At 44.6% G+C, this 21,649-nt stretch carries 19 protein-coding genes; 14 read left to right on the forward strand and 5 right to left on the reverse strand.

Going from position 1 to position 21,649, the window contains the following annotated elements:
• Positions 1–189: 189 nt before the first annotated feature.
• The 3 genes from ACVBIL_RS19265 (at position 190) to ACVBIL_RS19275 (ending at position 2,667) form a co-directional block, all read left to right on the forward strand.
• Positions 190–435 carry a hypothetical protein gene (locus ACVBIL_RS19265; protein ID WP_447168555.1) on the forward strand — a complete coding sequence of 82 codons (246 nt, stop codon included), beginning with the start codon at positions 190–192 and terminating at the stop codon, positions 433–435.
• Between the two features lie 111 nt (positions 436–546).
• A complete protein-coding gene (locus ACVBIL_RS19270; RefSeq protein ID WP_447168556.1) occupies positions 547–1,362 on the forward strand; it encodes an abortive infection family protein in 816 nt (271 codons plus the stop codon).
• 411 nt (positions 1,363–1,773) lie between these two features.
• A complete protein-coding gene (locus ACVBIL_RS19275; protein WP_447168557.1) occupies positions 1,774–2,667 on the forward strand; it encodes a DUF2971 domain-containing protein in 894 nt (297 codons plus the stop codon).
• Between the two features lie 204 nt (positions 2,668–2,871).
• Here ACVBIL_RS19275 and ACVBIL_RS19280 read toward each other — a convergent pair whose 3' ends face one another.
• The 4 genes from ACVBIL_RS19280 to ACVBIL_RS19295 all read right to left on the reverse strand — a co-directional run bounded on the left by ACVBIL_RS19280 (position 2,872) and on the right by ACVBIL_RS19295 (position 7,304).
• The gene (locus ACVBIL_RS19280; RefSeq protein ID WP_447167768.1) at positions 2,872–2,994 is read right to left on the reverse strand and encodes a hypothetical protein; all 123 of its coding nucleotides are present in this window, start codon (positions 2,992–2,994) and stop codon (positions 2,872–2,874) included.
• Positions 2,995–3,766: 772 nt separating this feature from the next.
• Entirely contained in the window at positions 3,767–4,627 is an 861-nt protein-coding gene (locus tag ACVBIL_RS19285; RefSeq protein WP_447168558.1) for a PA4780 family RIO1-like protein kinase, read from the reverse strand.
• Positions 4,628–4,722: 95 nt separating this feature from the next.
• Positions 4,723–6,255, reverse strand: a complete 1,533-nt coding sequence (locus ACVBIL_RS19290; RefSeq protein WP_447168559.1) for a hypothetical protein — start codon at positions 6,253–6,255, stop codon at positions 4,723–4,725.
• A gap of 116 nt (positions 6,256–6,371) precedes the next feature.
• Positions 6,372–7,304: a phospholipase A gene (locus ACVBIL_RS19295; protein ID WP_447168560.1), complete on the reverse strand. Its 933-nt coding sequence runs from the start codon at positions 7,302–7,304 to the stop codon at positions 6,372–6,374.
• A 424-nt stretch (positions 7,305–7,728) separates the two neighbouring features.
• On the opposite strand from ACVBIL_RS19295, the gene cobA reads away from it, so the two are divergent.
• The 6 genes from cobA to ACVBIL_RS19325 all read left to right on the forward strand — a co-directional run bounded on the left by cobA (position 7,729) and on the right by ACVBIL_RS19325 (position 14,113).
• Entirely contained in the window at positions 7,729–8,547 is an 819-nt protein-coding gene (gene cobA / locus ACVBIL_RS19300; RefSeq protein WP_447168561.1) for a uroporphyrinogen-III C-methyltransferase, read from the forward strand.
• Between the two features lie 91 nt (positions 8,548–8,638).
• The gene (gene cysD / locus ACVBIL_RS19305; RefSeq protein ID WP_447168562.1) at positions 8,639–9,547 is read left to right on the forward strand and encodes a sulfate adenylyltransferase subunit CysD; all 909 of its coding nucleotides are present in this window, start codon (positions 8,639–8,641) and stop codon (positions 9,545–9,547) included.
• 49 nt (positions 9,548–9,596) lie between these two features.
• On the forward strand, positions 9,597–11,036 hold the full coding sequence (gene cysN / locus ACVBIL_RS19310) for a sulfate adenylyltransferase subunit CysN (RefSeq protein ID WP_447168563.1): 1,440 nt from the start codon (positions 9,597–9,599) through the stop codon (positions 11,034–11,036).
• 2 nt (positions 11,037–11,038) lie between these two features.
• The gene (locus tag ACVBIL_RS19315) at positions 11,039–12,763 is read left to right on the forward strand and encodes an SLC13 family permease (RefSeq protein WP_447168564.1); all 1,725 of its coding nucleotides are present in this window, start codon (positions 11,039–11,041) and stop codon (positions 12,761–12,763) included.
• Between the two features lie 175 nt (positions 12,764–12,938).
• Positions 12,939–13,556 carry an adenylyl-sulfate kinase gene (cysC, locus tag ACVBIL_RS19320; protein ID WP_447168565.1) on the forward strand — a complete coding sequence of 206 codons (618 nt, stop codon included), beginning with the start codon at positions 12,939–12,941 and terminating at the stop codon, positions 13,554–13,556.
• 113 nt (positions 13,557–13,669) lie between these two features.
• Positions 13,670–14,113, forward strand: coding sequence for a GNAT family N-acetyltransferase (locus tag ACVBIL_RS19325; protein ID WP_447168566.1), 444 nt, complete (start codon positions 13,670–13,672; stop codon positions 14,111–14,113).
• Positions 14,114–14,285: 172 nt separating this feature from the next.
• Here ACVBIL_RS19325 and ACVBIL_RS19330 read toward each other — a convergent pair whose 3' ends face one another.
• Positions 14,286–15,146: a TIGR03899 family protein gene (locus ACVBIL_RS19330; protein ID WP_447168567.1), complete on the reverse strand. Its 861-nt coding sequence runs from the start codon at positions 15,144–15,146 to the stop codon at positions 14,286–14,288.
• Positions 15,147–15,631: 485 nt separating this feature from the next.
• On the opposite strand from ACVBIL_RS19330, the gene ACVBIL_RS19335 reads away from it, so the two are divergent.
• From ACVBIL_RS19335 to ACVBIL_RS19355, 5 genes are all read left to right on the forward strand, one after another.
• Positions 15,632–17,035: a hypothetical protein gene (locus ACVBIL_RS19335; protein WP_447168568.1), complete on the forward strand. Its 1,404-nt coding sequence runs from the start codon at positions 15,632–15,634 to the stop codon at positions 17,033–17,035.
• Between the two features lie 37 nt (positions 17,036–17,072).
• Positions 17,073–18,221 (forward strand): imelysin family protein, encoded by a 1,149-nt coding sequence (locus ACVBIL_RS19340; RefSeq protein WP_447168569.1) that lies wholly within the window; start codon positions 17,073–17,075, stop codon positions 18,219–18,221.
• A gap of 128 nt (positions 18,222–18,349) precedes the next feature.
• A complete protein-coding gene (locus ACVBIL_RS19345) occupies positions 18,350–20,062 on the forward strand; it encodes a di-heme oxidoredictase family protein (RefSeq protein WP_447168570.1) in 1,713 nt (570 codons plus the stop codon).
• A gap of 218 nt (positions 20,063–20,280) precedes the next feature.
• Positions 20,281–20,814, forward strand: coding sequence for a menaquinone-dependent protoporphyrinogen IX dehydrogenase (hemG, locus tag ACVBIL_RS19350; protein WP_447168571.1), 534 nt, complete (start codon positions 20,281–20,283; stop codon positions 20,812–20,814).
• A 17-nt stretch (positions 20,815–20,831) separates the two neighbouring features.
• Positions 20,832–21,362 carry a cytochrome b/b6 domain-containing protein gene (locus tag ACVBIL_RS19355; protein WP_447168572.1) on the forward strand — a complete coding sequence of 177 codons (531 nt, stop codon included), beginning with the start codon at positions 20,832–20,834 and terminating at the stop codon, positions 21,360–21,362.
• The last annotated feature ends 287 nt before the right edge of the window (positions 21,363–21,649 follow it).

A 21,649-nucleotide genomic window follows, 5' to 3' on the forward strand; every position in this document is an offset into this window, starting at 1 on the left:
TATTTTTTGTAGAGCCACAAGCAGTGGTTAAACAGATTGAGTTATTATCTAGCAAAGTATTACAGAAGCACTAACAAGTTACTCAAACGGACGCTAAACAGTTGGCTAGCACTCGTTCCTCGTACATTTTAGCCAACTATTTCGCGCCGCTTAGTAAGGCGTTATGTTTCTTTGGATCAAAGTTAACTTATGGAAAAGTTGTTTACCCGGAAAGAAAAAATAATCTATTCCATGACAATTGGTTTAAGCGCTTTATTTATTATTTTATCAAGCTACAGAAGTGCTACTTGTGGTTATGACTGCGGTTTATTTTCAGTTGCAAGTGGCCCGACAGTAATTGTAGTTGGGGTTTTGAGTTTATGGGTATTCGGAATATCTGCAAGTATATTTCTACTTAAATATCTTTTTCGAAGGTTTGGTAAAGGCGAAACATAACAAGGCAAATAAAGCGGGACTGCTAACAGTTTGCTCGGTTTCGCTCCGCTTCACATTTTAGCAAACTATTAATCAGCCCCTTATTGTGGGCGTTAGGTGAAAGGAGTTACATTGAACGATATTATTCCAAACTCAGTTATTGGTGCTGTTTCAAGTGTTATTGCTGCTGACTATTACAGCCACAGTAAACTTAATGCATTATTTATGGAGTCAGGTGCACCTGGTGATGTGCCGGAAGGTAATTGTGAAAAAAAATGTACCAACTGGTTTATGCGGTGTAATCAAGATCCTGATATAGATGCGATGCAAATATTAGGGTTGGTTATACAAAACTTTATGGATAGAGAGTCCCCTTCATCACTTTTCGCTAATGCTCAAGTAGAAGCTACTTTACAAGAAGGTCGAGACCGTATTACTTCTTCATTAGCAAGGAATAATCTTACATATAAGCCAAATGGTTACGTAATAAAATCAGGCTCTACAGTAGCAAGTAAAACCTTAGAGGACTATCTGAAAAATGGTGACTTTGCCTCTATAGAAATTGAGTTTGATCGAGCATTGCAAAATATTAATACTGATCCTCATGCTTCAATAACTGCTTCAAGTTCAATAATCGAAGCAGTATTGAAACACTATATTGAACGTCATTCTTTAACTATGCCACCTAAGATGAATATTGGACCTCTTTGGCAAACCGTACGACAAGATTTGACATTAAATGCCAATACTCAGCTTAGCGATGATCAGAAGAAAATTCTTACTGGTATTACATCCATAATTGATGGTGTTGGCGCATTTCGTTCGCACATAGGATCTGCACATGGTCGTGGTGTTACTCCGCCACAAATTACAGAGTATGAAGCACGGCTAGCTGTAAATGTTTCTCATAGTGTCGTTACGTTTATAATGGATCACCTTTCGCGGTAATTCACCTAACAAGTTGCTTAAACGGAATAAAAACAGTTGGCCATCGCTTCGCGATTATAGCCAACCATTTTTATCCGCTTAGCAAGGCGTTGAACTAAGCCGCTGCGCGGAGCCTAAATAAGCTTCAATTGAGTGTCTAACCGACTTTGAATCAGTTAGACTTAAAGATATGTGAAGGAACACAAGTATGAGAAAGGAATTTGAATGAAAAGCTTACAATCTACTCGATATCAGTTGTCGACCTGCTCTACAGCCCAGTCTCAGCATCAAAAAAAGCAAATCCCTATTGCATGAAGTGTACCAACTAATCTGGATGTGGCAGCGGCCAAGTCCAACAAGCGATTTGTGCCCTGCAAACAGCGCAACGTACAAATACTAAGACGTTAGCAAGCTCGCAGTATCGGAGGTTTAATGGGTCTATATAAATATGTTTCTGTAGATACACTTTTTAAAATTTTAGAAGGCCACATTAGACTTACACAGCCTAGTGCTTTTAACGATCCATTTGAGCTATTGCCTGAAATAAATATCCCTGAAGGTTTAGATAAACAAGATTTGGATATGCGATTCGACTTAATGAGTCCTGCACGTGTTCCTCCTGTAGGAGAGCTACCTTATGATTTTAAGTCTCCTACCTGTAACGATGATACTGCGAGAACTATTAGGAATGATTTAGATAATTCAATTGGAATCTTATGTTTAACTAAAAACCCAAGTTCAGTTCTTATGTGGTCACATTATGCAGAAGAATATGCAGGAGTCATGATTGAATTCGATAGAGATCATGAATTTTTCGAAGGTCTATTTGAAATTGATTACAGAAAAAATAGAGCAATAAAAGATTATTCATTTTTTGCTGATTCTGAGGAGCCAATAAGGCTTTCAGAGTTATGTATTAAACCGAAAGACTGGGAATATGAACAAGAAGTAAGAATTGCAAGACCACTTGTTAATTGCGTTATGGTCAATGCAAAGCCTAAATATCCAATATATGTTATGGACCTTCCAAGTGAGTGTATAAAATCAATTACATTCGGTGAAAGAACATCTATTGAAAACCAAATTAGTATTTTTAATAAAGTTAAAAACACTAATATTTCATTATCGCTTTCTGCTATATCAAACTGGGGGTTTAACTTTAGGCCTGAGCTAATAAAATATGATGTTCCAGTATCAGATATGAGCCCTGTTATAAGTCCTAGGACAGCACATATTTTTAAAGATCTTCCTGGTCAGTTTGGTGAAATTGCTAGGTGGCAAATCAAGAACAATAAATTTTCAAAATTAGTTAATAAAACGGTGTAGCTTGCTAATAAGTCAATTAAACGGAACTAAAACAGTGGGTTAGGTTTCGCTTTGCTACACATTATAACCCACCATTTTAGTCCGCTTATTGAGGCGTTACCGTATATCAGCTTGCCATACATTCCTTAATGAGAGTCATCATTTTAAGAGCTTTGACTCTAACTGATTTCTGTCCAAAAACGAGCTAGACCTTTAATCAAAACTCTAAATGCCAAGGTTATGCTGTTCTAACCAAGTGTAGATACGGCCGTGACCGTCCATGACATGGACGTCATGGCCGAGCTTCCAGGGATGGACTCGCTGCGTGTCACGACAGTGTCTGCACATACGCTGGCCGCAGGCCATTGGAACCACTTTTGTTGGATGCCACTCTCAGCCAAAAATATATCGAGTCTTTGTGGGCTTTATTATCAAACGAAGTTTGATTTCGCTTTAAAGGCTTGTCGAGCTGCAAGCTCCAACTAACTTTTGGTGTCCAGAAACGAGTTAGCGAACGCTGAAAGTATGTGTGATCACCAAGCGATTATGGCGTATCAATATACTTTTAAAAAGCACTAATCTCACCACGAAGCGCTTCGCTTTCACAGAGGTCACGGAGAAGAGCGTAAAGAAAAAGATCTAAATGTTGGATGCCAGTCTTTTACTGTTGTTATTGTTCTAGCAGTTGCTTTTCTTCGTGTAGCGTAGCGCTCCGTGTCCTTCGTGGTGAATAGCTTTTGTCCAAAAGTGAGTTAGCTGCAATTAGAGAAGCTAATTCAATGAGATGAATGCTGAGGTGTGAATACGGCAGTGACCTTCGACAGCAGGGAAGCTGTCGTAGAGGCTACAGGGACACTTCTTACGAAATCAAAAGCCGTGCCGTGTCACTGAAGTGTTCGCACATTCAGCAACAGGCTATAAATCTAATGAAAGCGAAAATCTAGAAACAAAATCTAGCACAGGCACTGCTCTTCCAAAGCTCGAACCCCCTGTTCAAAGTAGAAGTGCAGTGCTTTTACGACGATCACCAAGGCACAGCAAAAATCCCTGCAATGGCGACACTGCAGGGATTTTTATTTGATAAATATCAGCTTAACTAGCTTAGTTATACGGATGAGGATTAAAACTCATCTTCCGTTTCACCCTGGATCCGCGCTTTTCTATCTTGCTCCTCTTCAAAAGCGGCTTGGATCTCGGCTAGCACCGCCTCAATATCGGCACTTTGCTCGCTCTCAACAAACTCACCCGTTAGCTCGGTATCGGGTAACAAGTCGCCAGACTCGAACTTAAGCCACATCTCTTGGGCATATTTACTATTGAGCAGTGACGGTGCAAATTGACCGTAATACTGGGTCATATTATTCACATCACGCAGTAACATGCGCTTAGCGTTATTGTTGGCAGCGGCATCGACCGCTTGAGGCAAATCAATAATCACCGGCCCGGTATGGTCGAGTAGTACGTTAAACTCGGACAAGTCACCGTGAATAAGGCCTGCGCATAGCATACGCTGCACGTCTTTCATCACCTTAGCATGGTGTGCTATCGCCATCTCTTCTGTCAGAGTAACGTCATTGAGTCGTGGTGCTACGTATCCGGCTTCATCAGTTATGAGCTCCATCAGTAGTACACCGTCGAAACAACCATAAGGCTGAGGCACACGCACGCCTGCATAAGCTAAACGAAACAGTGCATCGACCTCGGCATTTTGCCAAGCTTGTTCTTGCTCCTGGCGGCCGTAATTTGAGCCTTTCTCCATCGCTCTTGTGCGACGAGAGTTACGACCTTTACGTCCTTCTCGGTATTCGACGGCTTTCTTAAAGCTGCGTTTATCAGCTTCTTTATAAATTTTGGCACAGCGAACATCGTCGCCACATCTAACAATGTACACATCGGCTTCTTTGCCGCTCATTAATGGACGAATTACTTCGTCAATTAGTCCTTCATCAACCAGAGGTTGGAGTCGTTTTGGGGTTTTCATTGGGCTCTTATACCTTAGTTAGCCTGATGATGGAATGCATTCGCCTATTTTCAGAGAAAAATAACGCTAAATTTGTACTTGCCGACACTGCGGGCTTAATGTTTTTCAAGGGTAACGATGGCAAGAGCCCCTTTTGATGAGGCGTTATCATGCTCACTTTTTTGCGCAGCGATAAGCTTGGCGACATTGTTATCGTTAACTGCCAGCGAGTTGAGCGGCATAGCAGGAGCTAACCCAACACCTGAAACTAGCCGACCATTAGAGGCATAAATGACTCCTTGGCTAAATTGCAGCTCAATACCGCTATTGGGCAAAGTCACGTGATAACGAGGGCTTAAGCTGCCGCGAGTGGTTTCGCCAAAGAGTTCAACGCTTGGCCATTGCTGCGATGCGAGCGCTATCCATTCACATTCTTGTTCACAGCTGGAATCGACTAATAAAATAAGCTTATGTGGCTCACTAAGGCGTTGCTTTAGATGCGGCTGGGAATTGTCATTTGGACTGAGTTTACGAACCAGATAATCGCTAAAAACTGACGATGGGCTTAGCTTGATATCAAAGCCTTGATTTTTAAGATCGGCTTGCTCAAAAAAACTCAGCTGTGAAATGGGGATATAACGCTTTGGCAGGCGATCCGCTCTGAACGTGGCAAAGCGCTTGTATTGTAATATACCGATATGTTGTGGCTTATCTGTTTCGCCGAAATGAGTCTGCAGCCAAGCCATAAATAATGGCTGAGGTTGTTTGATTGCGCGGATATCGATAACGAGCGGCGATGTAGGCTCAGCGCTGCGCGTCGCTAACTGGTTTGAGAGTGCGTTTATCGTGGCAGAATCAAGCTGTTCGCTCAGGCGTAAAGTGCTGTGTTGTTGGCTATTCTCGGCCGACGTTATGGTTGTCGTTGTCGTTGTCGTTGCTTCGGCGCGGATATTTATCTCTGAGCTCACATTATGGTACTGCTCCTCCTCTCTTGTTAGCTCGATAGCATGCTGCACGCTAGTGTCGCCATTACTAAAGGTCATAATGGTTTCATCGTTACTGCGAAGGCCAATATCAATTCTTAATCTTGCTATCTGTTTTATCCATTGGCTTTGTGCTTGAGGCGATAGCTTTATCGAATCTGCTAGGTAAGCTTGGCTTGCCTGTACCCAGCGCCTCATGGGTAATCCATCGATATGAGTTAGATAAGGAAAATCAGGATCTAGCATTACACCGCCTAGGTTAAATACCTGCCAGTATTGGCCATCGAAAAGTATATCTAACGGTAGCCGAAGCGAACTGTCCTTGGTGTTAGCCGGTAGCTGCACTGCGGCGCTAGGATCATTAAGCTCGGTGAGTACTTGCTGAAGGTGCTGCTCTAATCTGTAGGTGGAGTTACTGATAGTGGCAGACTTGAGTAGCTTGTTGCTGGCCTGAGTGATTGCCTTGATGCGTTTAGGGTCCATAGCGGCAAAGGCTGAGTGCTGCTTAATTGAATCAACAAAAGCGTTAATATCTTGCCGATATTGTCTGTGGTTAAGCGTGTGTAAATAGGGGCGAGAGGGGAGGGACAGATAGATCAGCTGCGCTCCACTCACGCAAATGAGTATAGCAAAAATGCTAACGGTACCCTTAAAGCTCAAGCTCATATTCCATCCTTTTTAATGCAGGCTCGGCGCGATATAGAGCCTGCTATAGATGTTTTTTGGTATCGAGCCTTACCGTTAATAACCCACGATAAAAGGCGTGAATGACAAGGTGATGACTACAAAATATCGTTAATCGAAACCCCGATACCTATGCGTTGGTTATGTACATTGTAGTCGATTAAACTTTCACCGTAGCCATTAAAATATTGAGTATAAAGTCTTAAGTTACCCAAAATCGGATAGCTCCAAGTAAACTCGACTGCGCCATAGTTAGGTTTTTGAATGTAGTTACGCACCATTAAGGTGAATCTATGTTCATCGAGTCCGTATACGCCAGTGAGCTCTACATTTCCCATATAATCAGTAATGTCGGGGTTATCATCGCCTCGTGGTGAGCTGGGCGTCTCTTTTTCATCTTCAGGAATACGCCACCATGCCTTGGCTTCAAATGCGAAGGGACCATTATCAAATACCATCATGCCGTACAAACGGTTCCAGCTGCGAGACTTAGGGCCAGACTGCCCATTAGATTGATGCACTGCACCGAGTCCCCAAAAAGAGTTGGTCAGCGGTCCTAGCTGCCAATCGTTGGTAAACAGCATAAAGATCTCTGGCTCGTGGTTAGTCTCTCTAAAGGGGGACGAGATCTCTTTATTGTATACCTGCCAGTAAGACTGGTTGGTATAGGCCGCAAACAGATGACCGTTATCACCAAATACATTATGCCAAAGCGGAAACTTAAAGCTGATTTGAAACTTAGCTTCCATGTTATCTAAACCAAATGGGTGCTCAGCGGCTTCTTCTGCAAAGGGAGCCATATTGGGTGAGGCGCTATAAGTCACGGGCAAAATGTAGTTCACTTTATGCGGTGTGATGACATAGGGGAGATCGCCGGTGGCGCTTTCCTCTGAGATCCGCTTATCGACTAATGACCTTTCTTTCTTTGGCTGGACTTCTATATTCGCATTGCTGCTTTGTGTATCGGCAGCGTAAAGCGTAAATGAGCAACACACGCATAGCGGTATGAATAGCGCACTAAGTTTGTTCATAACTTTCCCTGAAATTTGGTAGATCAATATGCAGCATTTTGTTATTTGTGCAGGATTCTACCTAGCTGCATATAGATTTAACAGCTATAGAGCAGTCATGTAACACAAAGACACTTCTGATGGTGTGAGCTGCGAGCCTGTACGGCGGGTTGTTTATCTACTTGATTTCGTGACGCCTAACTAGATCTAAATGCAATAACTTAGTGCTAAAAATGAGCTAGGAGAAAACCATATTCAGCGCCTCGGTCACAGCAAATGTTTTTATTCCTTATTATACAGTTGGTTAGCGGTATTTCGGTTTGAGTAGTACGCTATTGAAAATCATTCAAATAACAAAAAGTTATAACGAGTAATAAATATCTATTTATTATGGAATAAGCAGCCCGCTATATTTCAACATAACGAAATAGAGTGAGGTAGCGTGATGGAGATTGTAGCTTTACCCGGTCAAGCCGAATTAGGCAAAGTATGGCTAGTGGGTGCTGGACCTGGTGACGTCGATTTACTGACGGTAAAAGCCTATCGCGTGCTACAAAGTGCCGATGCCGTACTTTATGATGCATTAGTGAGTGATGATATTCTTGCGCTTATTCCTAAGCATGCCGAGAAGATTGCTGTGGGAAAGCGTGCAGGTAAGCATAGCGCCGCCCAAAGCGAGATTAATCAGTTGCTGGTAACAAAGGCCTACACTCGTAAAAATGTAGTGCGTTTAAAAGGCGGCGACCCGTTTATTTTTGGACGTGGTGGTGAGGAGCTAGAGACGATTGTTGCCGCTGGCGTCGAATTTGAAGTTGTCCCCGGCATCACCGCGGCTAGCGGCACTGCAGCCTATGCCGGTATTCCGTTAACTCACAGAGATTATGCCCAAGGGGTGAGCTTTATTACCGGCCACTGCAAACTTGAGAGCCGTCCTATGGACTGGCAAGGCTATGCAAACCCGAATAATACCCTTGTTATTTACATGGGCATATTAAACGCAGGCATCATAAAGCAAGGTTTACTCGGAGCGGGTCGAAATGCTGACACGCCAGTGGCTATCGTATCGAAAGCCACCACCGCAGATCAGCAAACTTTTGTAGGGACTCTCGGCAATATTGATGAGCTAGCCAATCACCCAGACTTAGTGATGCCAGCGTTGATGGTAATCGGTGAAGTGGTTGAGCTCGCCGATAGTTTAAATTGGTATACGCCTAAAAATAATAGCCAGCTCAATAGCACTGAGTTAGCCGCACAACTTAAATAAGCTACGCCTAAACGTAACTGCCCGGCTAATTCAATGATCTTGAGTTGGGCGTAATAACAAAATAATTGATTGAAGAATACGGAGAATTAGCATGGCCGCGAAAGAGTTAAGCCATTTGCAACAACTGGAAGCTGAGAGCATTCAAATCATTCGTGAAGTGGCGGCTGAGTTTGATAATCCAGTCATGATGTATTCCATCGGTAAGGACTCTTCTGTGATGCTTCATCTGGCTCGCAAAGCGTTCTACCCAGGAAAAATCCCCTTCCCTTTACTTCATGTCGATACTGACTGGAAATTTAAAGAGATGATCGCCTTTCGTGACGAGCAGGCGAAAGAGTTTGGTTTTGAATTATTAGTACATAAAAATCCTGAAGGCTTAGAGATGGGGATTAGCCCATTTGAGCATGGCAGTGCTAAGCATACTGACATCATGAAAACCCAAGGGTTAAAGCAGGCGCTAAATAAGTACGGCTTTGACGCTGCTTTTGGTGGTGCACGCCGTGATGAAGAAAAGTCGCGTGCTAAAGAGCGCGTCTATTCGTTCCGCGATAAGCACCATACTTGGGACCCTAAAAATCAGCGTCCAGAGTTATGGCGTACCTATAATGGTGCGGTGAATAAGGGCGAAAGTATTCGCGTGTTCCCGTTATCTAACTGGACTGAACTGGATATTTGGCAGTACATCTATCAAGAAAACATCCAGCTAGTGCCGCTGTACTTTGCCCAGAAACGTCCGGTTGTCGAGCGTGATGGCATGATGATTATGGTTGATGACGACAGAATGCCACTTGCACAGGGCGAGCAGCCGAAAGAGGAATTAGTGCGTTTTCGAACCTTAGGTTGTTACCCGCTAACAGGTGCGATGCATTCAGAAGCTGACACCTTAGAGAAGATTATTGAAGAGATGCTACTGACCCGTTCGAGTGAGCGCCAAGGTAGGCTTATCGATTCAGATCAAAGTGCATCAATGGAACTGAAAAAACGTCAGGGCTATTTCTAAACGCATGTCATCTGGGATGAATGTGGACTAAGAATTCTAAGGAATCATTATGAATCAAGCAGTAAATAATAACGCGCGCCTGGCGGCAGAACTTGAAGATTTAGGTGTTAAAGAATACCTGATACAGCAACAGCACAAAGGGCTATTACGCTTCTTAACCTGCGGCAGTGTTGATGACGGCAAAAGTACTTTGATTGGACGTTTGTTACATGACAGCGCCCAAATTTATGAAGATCAGCTTGCGAGTTTAAAAAGTGACAGTGCAAAGCTTGGCACCACAGGTGAAGAGATTGATTTAGCCTTGTTGGTTGATGGCTTACAAGCAGAGCGAGAGCAGGGCATTACTATCGATGTGGCTTACCGTTACTTTTCCAGTGATAAGCGTAAGTTTATTATTGCCGATACGCCGGGCCATGAGCAGTACACGCGTAACATGGCCACGGGCGCCTCTACCTGTGACTTAGCCGTGCTTTTGGTCGATGCGCGCTATGGGGTACAAACCCAAACTCGCCGTCATGCTTTTATCGCTTCACAGCTAGGTATTCGCCACTTTGTTGTTGCTATCAACAAGATGGATCTATTGGGCTTTGATGAAAAAGTCTTTAATAACATTCGCGCCGAGTTTGCCGCCTTTGCCGAGCAGTTAGGTGATATTGATATTCGCTATGTGCCGTTGTCAGCCCTTAAAGGTGATAACGTGGTTGATGCCAGCAGTCAAACGCCTTGGTATAGCGGTGGCACGTTGCTAGAGCTGTTAGAAGCAATCGATACTCGCCGTGAGCTTAACAGCCTACCTGTGCGTTTTCCTGTGCAATATGTGCAGCGCCCCGATCTCGATTTTCGCGGCTTTTCAGGCACGCTGGCATCGGGAGTGATTAACGTTGGTGACGAGCTGGTGGCACTGCCATCGGGTAAGCGCAGTAAAGTTGCTCGTATCGTGACGTTTGATGGCGATCTTGAGCAAGCCATCGCTGGCCAAGCGGTGACCTTAACCCTAGAAGATGAAATTGATATCTCAAGGGGCGATCTGTTATCGCAAGTCGACAACGCACCAGCACTGGCTAACCATGTCAGCGCCGATATCGCTTGGATGGATGAAAAGCCATTGCAGCTAGGCCAGCTATATGATCTGAAAGTTGCAGGTAAAAAGCTGCAAGCCAGCGTGGTGAAAATTGAATACGTGGTCGATATTAATACTCTAGATCGCAATGACAGTAATGCTGTTGGCCTCAATGACATGGCGCGAGTCACGCTTGAGCTTAATGAGTCGATTGCCATTGACCCATACACCTTAATCCGCGATACCGGCGGCATGATCTTAATCGATCGTTTATCTAACGCGACCGTGGCTGCAGTCATGGCGGTATCGAGCTCTAAAGAGCTTAAAACTGCGCAGCAATACAGTGACTTTGAGCTTGAGCTTAATGCGTTAATTCGCAAGCAATATCCTCACTGGCAAGCGATAGATATTAGCAAGGTTGAGGGCTAGAAGTGGCCGATTTGTGGGTGTTATCGTGCATATTGTTTGCCTTAGTCGCCGCCTTAATGGCGGGGCTATGGACACCTGCAGCGCTATTTTTTATGGCGTCGTTAACCACTTACTTACTTGGCATGGTGGAGCTTGAAACCACGTTAGCTAGCTTTACCAATGCTAGTTTAGTCACTCTAGTGCTGCTGATCATGTCGACTGCAGCGCTTGAGAAAACTTCGCTATTAGGCAAGTTAAGCCAAGTGGTGGGGCAGGGATCGCTGGCATCAACCATGGCTAAGCTAGGTTTCTCGACGGCGCTACTATCATCGTTTACGAACAATACCGCAGTGGTGGCTTCGCTCATTGGTGTGGTGCGCCGTAACCAAGCCCATGCGCCAGCTAAGCTGTTACTGCCATTATCTTATGCGGCTATTTTAGGTGGAACGCTAACCCTTATTGGCACCTCGACGAACTTAATCGTCAATTCGTTTGTAGAAAATGCAGGCCTAGTACCGTTAGGCTTTTTTGAGTTTTCTATCATTGGCATTGTTATTGTTATCTTAGGCGTGGGGTTATTGGTGCTGTTAGCCAATTGGTTACCCGACAGGCGCGAAGAGTCTATCGATGAGGCTTTGCCTTACTTACTCGAAGCTCGGGTAGCAAAAGAGTCCTTATTGATAGGCCACAGCGTGCAAGATAACCGTTTGCGCGCACTTAAAAAGCTGTATTTAGTTGAGCTTGAGCGCAGTGGTATTCGCATCTGTCCGGTGCCACCGCACTTAGTATTACAAAGCGAAGATGTGCTGCGCTTTAGTGGCGCGGTGGAGTCGGTTGAGTTATTACATCAGTTTGATGGCCTTGAATGGTTTGGTAAGCAACAAGCCAAGGGACAAAATTTAATTGAAGCGGTATTGGCACCGAGTTCGACTCTCGTTGGTCGCTCACTGAAAGAGTCGACTTTTAGAGAGAAGTTTGATGGTGCGGTATTAGCTATTCGCCGTGGTCATCACCCGCTTAAAGGCGGTTTAGGTGACATAGAGTTGCAAGCGGGCGATGTGTTGTTAATCACCCCTGGTGACAGTTTTAGCAGCAACACTAAATTGGCGTCTGAATTTGCTGCCGTGAGTGGTTTAGATTTAAGTGTCAGGCTAGATCCTCGCCGCAGCCAATGGGTGTTAGCGGGATTTTTACTGACCATCTTAGCGAGTTTGACTGGGGTTTTGCCGTTAGTAAAAGGGTTGGTTTTACTCTTGATGAGCTATCTATCCATCGGGGCGGTGAGTCTTTCAGAGCTAAAGCGTCGTTTTCCGTTTGAGCTGGTAGTCATTGTTGGTAGCGCCTTAAGTTTGGCGAACTTGATGCTATCAACCGGACTTGCCGATGATATCGCCTCATTTATTTTAGCGGCGATTAATGGTTATGGGGTATTTGCGGCGTTTGTGGCGGTGTACTTCATGACCTTGTTGTTGACAGAACTGATTACCAATAATGCCGCTGCAGCGCTGTCGTTTCCCGTAGCGTATGCTATTTCGTTAAGTTATGGCGTAGATACTCGGCCGTTTATTTTAGCCGTCGTATTTGGTGCTAGTGCCAGCTTTATTTCGCCTTACGGATATCAAACTAACTTAATGGTTTATAACGCAGGTAATTATCGTTTTAGTGATTTTGTTCGACTGGGCTTACCTTTGTCACTGCTTTATTCGGCAATCGTATTGGTGTTGGTTCCGTTGTTGTTTCCCTTTTAAGCCTCTTGAATCGGTCTTGCTTGAATAGACTGATACTTGATTAGCGCTAGTGTTTGAATGAGCAAGTGCTTGTGTGAAGCCGGTACTTGAGAGAATTAAGTGTGCAGTTTACGCTTTTATAATGTTGAAGCACATTTGGCTATGTATTGTATAGATTAGATTTTTTGGAGTTTTTATGTCTGATATCGTTTGGCACCAGCACAGTATTGATAAGCAGTCTCGCGCGGATCAGAAAGGGCAGAATCCTATCTTATTGTGGTTCACAGGCCTGTCAGGTTCGGGTAAATCCACCTTAGCGGGCGCGCTTGAGCGGGCATTATTTGATGCCGGTTTTCACACTTACCTGCTTGATGGCGACAACGTGCGTCATGGTTTATGCAAAGATCTCGGTTTTAGCGCAGATGATCGCGATGAGAACCTGCGCCGAGTCGGAGAGGTGGCAAAGCTCATGGTCGATGCAGGCCTTGTGGTGCTGTCAGCCTTTATTTCGCCAACGCGAGAAGAGCGCGAGCGTGTGCGTGCATTATTCGATAATGGTCAGTTTATTGAAGTGCATGTGTCGACGCCATTAGAAGTGTGTGAAGCGCGCGACCCTAAAGGCTTGTACAGCAAGGCGCGTGCAGGAGAGATTAAAAACTTTACCGGGATCTCAGCGCCTTATGAAGTGCCAACCGCAGCCGAGCTCACCATAGATACCAGCAAAGGTGACCTAGCAACGCAAGTGAGTGCATTACTGGATTACTTAGCGGCGATTCAGGTGATTGACTCAAAAAAGCTGAAAAAAGCGGTGTAAAGGCCCATGTGAACCCTTAGCTAAAAGTGAAGCACGTTGTTAACCCCTGCGCTAAAAGGGATGATACCGATAGTGTGTTTATGCGAGACGAATAACTAGATCCAAGGAATGTGATGAATATAAAAAGGATTTCGATTAAAGAACTCGATGACTTGGTCATGCTATTTGATCAATACATGGTTTTTTATAAGCAAGCATCGGCACCCGCTACCTATCGAAAATACTTAAGTGAGCGTTTACAAAACGCTGATGCAACGGTGTTTGTGGCCTATAGCTCAGAAGATAAGCCTATTGGATTTGTATTAAATTATCATACCTTTTCGTCGGTATCGCTGGGTAAAATCATCGTCTTAAACGACTTGTTTGTGGCAGCATCACATCGAAAGCAAGGCGTCGCCAATAGCTTAATTGATTGCGCTATCGATTTAGCCAAACAAACTGGCGCCGTTCGAGTGGACTTAGGTACAGCTAAAGATAATCTATCGGCTCAGGCGCTCTATGAAAAAATAGGCTTTGTGAAAGACACTGAGTATTTTGCCTATAGCTTCTGTCTTTAAGGCTGATAACGGGCAAAGCTAGCAGCTAGCCTTACTTTGAATGAGTAATGATGAATGATAACAAGCAATGCGATGCCTTTATGAAACCCATAGGCATCGCATTTTTGTTTGTGCTTTGTCTAAGTCGCTAAGGTGACATTAGCTAAGCTGTTGCTCGGTAAATAAGTCCTGGCTATTCAATCTTAAAATCTTGGGCAAACAGTGCTCTCATCGCCTTGATATAGCTTTTATCGGTACTGAAAGGAATGAGTTGTGCTAGCTCATCGCCTATTGAAGTAAAGCGATAATAGCTGAAAAATAGTTGGCCGCTTTTTGGGGTAAGCTTGAGCTTTTGCTCGCTAAGAGAAAAGCTAATGGGCGTCTTACTGCTAAGCAATCCAGTCTCTAGTTCGCTGCGATGTAAAACTCCGGCCTCAACTAAGGTCAAAATATTAGAGTAGGGCAGGCCAAATTGAGACAGGCCGATATTGGTCGAGGTGGCTTTTTTAAAAAATTGCCCCAAGCCACTGGCATGCTTAAAGCCGATAATAAGCTTGAGCCGAGTCTCATTGTTCACCAGCACCGACATACCTAATGCCTTTTCTAAGATCTGCGCCTCTTTATGGGTTAACTGTTTCAGCGTGCTTAAGGTGCGCAGGCTAAAATTGCCGGGAGAGGTGATTTCATTCGCTAAAATTCTGCCCCAAAGCTCCTGCATTTTACGGTTATGAATTTGCTCGGCCAATTGAAAAAACTGATGCGCCCAATCGGGGTCTAAATCTACGCCAGTCACATCGGATGGTGTGTGGCTGATGGCGATTTTGTAAATGGTTTCAAGGTTCTCTTGATACTGACACGCTTGCTTCTGCGCCCTAAAGCTGGCGCGCTCCCCTATTGAAGCATTGCTGGCACGGTAGTCATCTTCACTGGCTAAACCTAGTATGCGGCCTAATAACAACGCCTTTTTTCGAGCAGAAACGCCAGTGGCTTTGCTGCTGTCTTTTGCAGTGGGTTTAGCTGCAACCTTAGCAGCGTCAATTACTGTTTCAACCATTATTTGTTACTCATCATCAACATGTTAGGCCTGTTGTTCTTAGGGTCGCTAGTCATTCAGCTAGCTATTTGATAGCCAATTAATTTATAGATACCGTTCTAGTTTGCACTAGTTTACCAAAGTGTGCGACTTCTGCATCGAGCTATGGATGACGGGGCACATTTATCGCTATTTTCTACATGAAATAGATTGGCTGATTTGTTAATCGGCAGTACTTCGGCACTCTTACGCCAAAAAATATCAATTGTAATCATTGCTTTTGATGTGAGCGCTTACTCACCATTTTAGCACCGATTTAAGTGGGGTTTACTTCGTGCGCGCCTCGTATCTTTTGTTGCTTAATGGGTTTTAATGTAACCTCGTCGTAAAGATAATATGTAAATATTAATGCAAATCATTCTCATTTGAGTTAGTTTGTCCACGAATTTAGGGGAGCTGGTTAAAACCGATAGGTATACAGCGCAGGATCAAAATGAGAGCCGTTTATGAAATCTATTTCGAAGCATGCCAAGTTGAATGTGTTAGCGATTGCTATCGCGAGTGTGTTCAGTACGAATGCGATGTCAGCAACCGAGCCAGAGGCATTAGCTGCTGCAATAGCCAAGCAAGAAGTTGAGCTTGCTGCACTTAAGACTCAGTTGCTGCAATTAGCTGAGCTGCAAAAAGTGACCACTGAGCAAGCTGCAGCCACTCAGCAACAAGTTTTGCAGGCTGCTAACGCTGCAAGCACAGCGAGTAACTGGGACAAGTTTTCGTTCAAGTCATATGGCAGCGTGATTTACACCAGCGACGAGTACTACGACAACGTACAGGATACATCTCCTGAGCGCCGCAGCCGTTTTGATCTAGAGCGGATCGTGACTGAGTTTGGCTATCAGTTTAATGAACAATGGGACATGGAAGTTGAAATCGAATATGAGCATGGTGGCACAGGCACCGCGCTAGAATATGACGGTTTCGATGAGTTTGGCGAGTTTGAAGCTGAAGTTGAAGCGGGTGGCGAGGTGATGATTGAAAAAGCCGAGATCCGCTATCGCCCAAGTGATGCCTTTGGGGTTAAATTCGGTAATATCCATCTACCTGTAGGTGTCGCTAGTATGCTGCATAAGCCTAGTCAGTACCTGACCGTGCAACGCCATAAGAGTGAAGCGGCGATGTTACCTACAGTCTGGAATGAAAACGGCATCGGTATTTTTGGTGAAATGGCTAACTTTCACTATCAAGCCCAAGTGGTTAGTGGTTTGAACTCAGAATATTTCCGTACTTATGACTGGGTGGCCTCAGGGCATCAAAAGCGGTTTGAGCATGTGAATGGCGATGATCTCGCTTACGTCGTTCGCCTCGATTACGGCAATTTTAAAACAGGCTCAGCCATTGGCGCTTCCTATTATTACGGCAACACCAGTGGTAATCGGCATAAAACCAACAAGCTAAGTGCAGACGGTAGCGTTGAAATTCTATCAATTGCAGGTGCATTTGTTGAAGGCCCATGGATCCTACGTGGTCAGTATCTTTACGGAACGCTGAGTGACAGTGACGCCATTACGCAAGCTAACAAAACCACTCCAGGCCTTAAGCCGGGTAACTTCGCTCAATTAGGCTCAAAGTCTGAAGCCTTCTTCGTTGAAGCAGGCGTCGACCTTGGTCAGTTCACATCCGTGCCAATCACTGTCTTTGCCAATATCGATTATTCAAATCCACTAAAAGAAGTTGAAACCGGCATTGCTACAAAACGCTATGAAAACACTTGGATTAGCGCTGGTATTAACTACTTCCCCATCCCTGAAATAGTGATCAAAGCCGAAGCTGGCGTACAGCAGGTGGCTGTGGCGTCTATTGCCGATACCCACTTTTTTGCTTTAGGCGTTGGTTACCAGTTCTCACTTTAAATAACAAATAGTAACTAACAAAATACATGGAGTTTTTATGAAACATTTTACTCACTCAGCGCTAGCCTTCGCCCTTATTTCAACGCTTAGCGCATGTGGCGGCTCAGGTTCTGACGATACCGCTGTTGTTGTACCGGAAACGGGTTTTACTTTTGCGGCTACTGAGATGGTCACTAACCTCACTGATGAGGTGATTGTAGCGGGGTACTCAAACCTTGCCCTGCGCGGTGAGGCAATGCTGCAAGCGACGCAGACTCTCGTTGCCACACCGACACAAGTGAATTTAGAAGCGGCGCAAGAGGCGTGGAAAGCCGCTCGTCAGCCATGGGAGCAAGGTGAATCACATATTTTTGGTCCAGTTGACTCCTTGGGTATCGATCCACATCTTGATAGCTGGCCGCTAAACACCACAGATTTAACGACTGTGCTGGCCAATAGCACTGGCTTTGATGCTGAGACCATTAAAGGTTGGAATGATGACGTGCAGGGCTTTCATACTATGGAGTACCTATTATTTGGTGACGGCGTTGCCGACAACACTAAAACCATTAGCGAACTGACACCAAACGAGCGTGATTATTTAATGGGACTTGCCGAAGTCTTTCGTGATTACACCAAGACACTCGATGACGCATGGCTTATCAGCCACGACGGTCAAAGCGGTAAGGCTTATGGTGAGTTACTGAAAAATTCTGGTATCGATGGTAATACTTTCTATAGCTCAGAAGTGGGCGTGGTAGAAGAGCTCGTTAACGGCATGATTGCGATTGTTGACGAGGTGGGTAACGGTAAAATTGCCGACCCATTTGGTGAGTCAATCGATAAAGCAGATACGTCAAAAGTTGAGTCGCAGTACTCTTGGAACTCGCTTACCGACTTTAGCGATAACATTATTGGTGTACGCAATGTTTACCTTGGTGAGCTAGCGGGCAATGCCGATAAGCAAGGGATTATCGATTTCGTCAACGCCGCGAATCCTGAGCTAGCAACGCGAGTTAAGGCTGAGATTGAGGATGCAATCACTAAAATTAATGCTATAGCGGGTACTAATAATATGCCTTTTCGTCAGGCTATTTCAGATAGCGACGCACGTGTGCGTATTCAAACGGCCGTCGATGCACTGACTAAGCTACAAGCGAGTTTAGAGTCTGATGTGTTGCCATTACTTAAAGAGTGGAACATCTAGAAGGTGAATATTTGAGGAGGCCGTAAGGCCTCCTTTTTAATAGGATAATTCCCTTGTTTTTTAAATGGTTAAAAAACGATAAAAGATAATGGGGAATAATTTTTGGCATGCCGTGTGTGGAACAGCAGATGACAGATAAACATTCTCAAAAAAACAGAACGCAGCAAAACGAAATACAGCAAAACGAGATACAGCAAAACAAGGCACCATCAAATAGCGACATTAGCTTTCGAAAAAGCCTTATTAGCAGCTTTATCTTGCTGAGCGTTGCAAGCTTAAGTGCATGTGGCGGCTCTGGCGATGATGCCGCGCCAAAGCCTGAAGAAAAAATCTATCCAGCCTATACCGATATTCGCGCCCTTGGCGGTGATAGCACCACCTTTGAAGCCTCTGAATCGGGCCATGGTTTTTCAACTCCTGCGCCAAATTTGACACCTAATGAGCTGGAGTTGCACCTTGAGGGGGATGTAGGTTTTGAAACTACTTTTACCACCGCGCCTAACAGCGCCCATCCTGAGCTAGATGGTTTAGGGCCTGTATTTAATAACGCAGATTGTAACTCTTGCCATCAGCGCGATGGTCGTAACTCAACCCCTATCGTTCCGGCGGGCAAGTCTCGGATTAAACTCGGCTCAGAAGCGGGAATATTCTTAAGGATCAGTAAGGCGCCCGATGAGCCATGCACTATAGGCTCGGCAGAAAATGATTACTGCGCGCCGATCCCCGTGCCCGATTTTGGTGGGCAACTGTTTCATCGAGGCGTACTGCAAGCTCGTGAAGACTGGCAGCAAAATCAGTTTGTTGGCCAGGCCGATGTGTACCTTTCTTATGAAACTAAGCGGGTGACTTACAGTGATGGCAGTAGTGTTACATTAAAGAAACCCTTGTTTGCAGTGGAAAACCCCTACGACGCGCCGGGCGAGACGAAGACCAGCAGCAACCAGACCTCTAACTTGCTGCAAGATGATGTCTTGATGGGGTGGCGTAATGGTATGCCAGTGTTTGGTTTAGGCTTGCTCGAGGCCATTGCAGAGGGAGATATCTTAGCCAATGTGGATACTATTGATGGCAATAATGATGGTATTTCTGGTCGAGCTAACTTTGTGTTTGATGCGGTTAAAGCGAAAGCGGGAGACAGTAACCCAGTGTCGCTTGGGCGCTTTGGCTGGAAGGCTAATACCCCTAGCGTAAGAGTACAGTCATTAGGTGCGCTACGCGGCGATATGGGCATAACCAATCCACTGTTTCCAGATGAAAGCATTGCAGGCACTGCGCTACATGATTCTTACTTAACTCGTACCGGTTTTGTCGATACAGGCTCAGGTGTCGATGGCGAACCTGAAGCGAGCGCTGAGTTTAGTGATTCAGTGGTGTTTTACGCTGAGACCCTTGCGGTACCGGCAAGGCGTAATGTGGATAGCCTTGACGTGCGTGAGGGGGCAAGATTGTTTGAGCAGCTAAACTGCAGCGGCTGTCATACTCCAAGCTTTGTGACTAAAGCCTCTGGTGACATTGGTGGCACAGAGATGATTGCAGGCCATAAAAGCCAAACTATCTATCCCTTTAGCGACATGTTACTGCACGATATGGGCGATGAACTTGCCGATGGTCGCCCCGATTTTTTAGCCGATGGTAATGAGTGGCGTACCCGCCCATTATGGGGAATAGGCCTAACTCAAACAGTGAATCCTCAAGCAGGATTTTTACATGATGGCCGCGCGGCAACGCTGGAGGAAGCGATTTTGTGGCATGGCGGTGAAGCTGAACAAAGTCAGCAAGATTTTATGACATTAAGCCGCGAAGAACGCTCGCAAGTTATTGATTTCTTAATGTCACTATAATCACAAATTGCATAACTGAAATTCACTCAGTTGGTGTACAAAACAGCGGGACTACCTCTTTTAAGGAGTCCCGCTGTTAAATTTGTGAACTAGATAAAGCTAATTGGATTTATAACGCCGTACCTCGTGATCTGTTTCATGTAATATTTTTACCAAATCACCTATGATTTATTAACTAATTTCATTCACTTCAATTTAGATTCTATGGGAGATGCTTGGTGAGCAAAATTCTTATCGTTTACTCTAGTGTGCATGGCCAGACTCGTAAAATTTGTGCCTATTTAGAAGATAAACTTAAGGCTGTTGGCAATTGTGTCACCGCCGTCAGTATTGCTGAAAAAGTAGATTTAGGTGAATTTGATAAGATTATTATCGGCGCCAGCATTCGTCATGGTAAGCACAACCCTGCTGTTTATGATTTTATTGAAGCCAACCAGGCAACGTTAGAGCAAAAGCCAAGTAGCTTCTTTTCGGTTAACTTAGTGGCACGTAAGCCGTTAAAGAACACCGCTGAAACTAACCCTTATATGCAAGCTTTCTTTGAAAAGTCACCTTGGGTGCCGGATGTGGCGCAAGTGTTTGGTGGTAATTTAAATTACCCTAGCTATGGTGCTGTGGATAGGAACATTATCCGCTTTATTATGTGGATGACTAAAGGTCCAACGGCAGCCGATACTAATATTGAATATACTGATTGGAATAAGGTTGATGCTTATGCCAACAGTATCGATAATTTGGCTGTAACGGTTTAGCACGCACAGGATGAGATATGGCGCAATCGACGTTTAAACGCTTAGCGAGAGAGTATATTGATTTGCAGCATGTGCTTATCATTATTACCAGCGCCTATCTAATTTTTACTAGCGGCTCAATTATGATGGGCCGCAGATTACGCCCCAATGCATCGTTTTGGGATCAAAGCCATGTGTATATAGGGCTTATCGCTGCTTTTTTATCAATTACCTTTTTGATTACTACTTGCCTTAAAGGTAAGTGGCGACAGTATTTTCCTTGGTTAATGGGTGATTTTTCACAGCTAAAATCTGACGTTCTAGGCTTGTTTAAAGGCAAGATCCCGATTGCCGGTGGGCGTGGATTATTTAGTGTCACTGAAGGCATTGGCATGCTGCTGTTTTTTGCGGTGGGAGTTACCGGTCTGCTGTGGTTTGCGACTCAAGGTAGCAGTGATGCGCTGTTCTGGCGTGGTTATCATATTCATTTTGCACAAGGTTTTATCGGTTTTATCGTGTTACACGCTGTATTTGCCTGTTTGCATCTGCTGGATTTTTTCAGAAGCTAATAAAACTTACACAAATGCGATAAAGTTTGCTCTCTTGAGTAAGGTTATTGCTTTTTCGTGTCCTCAATGTCCTCCGTTTCCATAAGTGTCTTCCGTGGTGAATTGCTTTTGCCCCAAAGCTCGTTAGCCTTCGAATGAAGACTGATTACATTTTTTGTCTGAGCTGTGGCTACAGGGCTGCTAATTTAAAATTGTCGCTTTAGAGTTATTAATCGCCTGCAGCGGGTGCTGGACAGGACGTCCGAATGTCGTGATCACATGGATGTGAAGGAACGACCTTATGTGCA

The organism is Shewanella sp. 125m-7 (assembly GCF_052977045.1).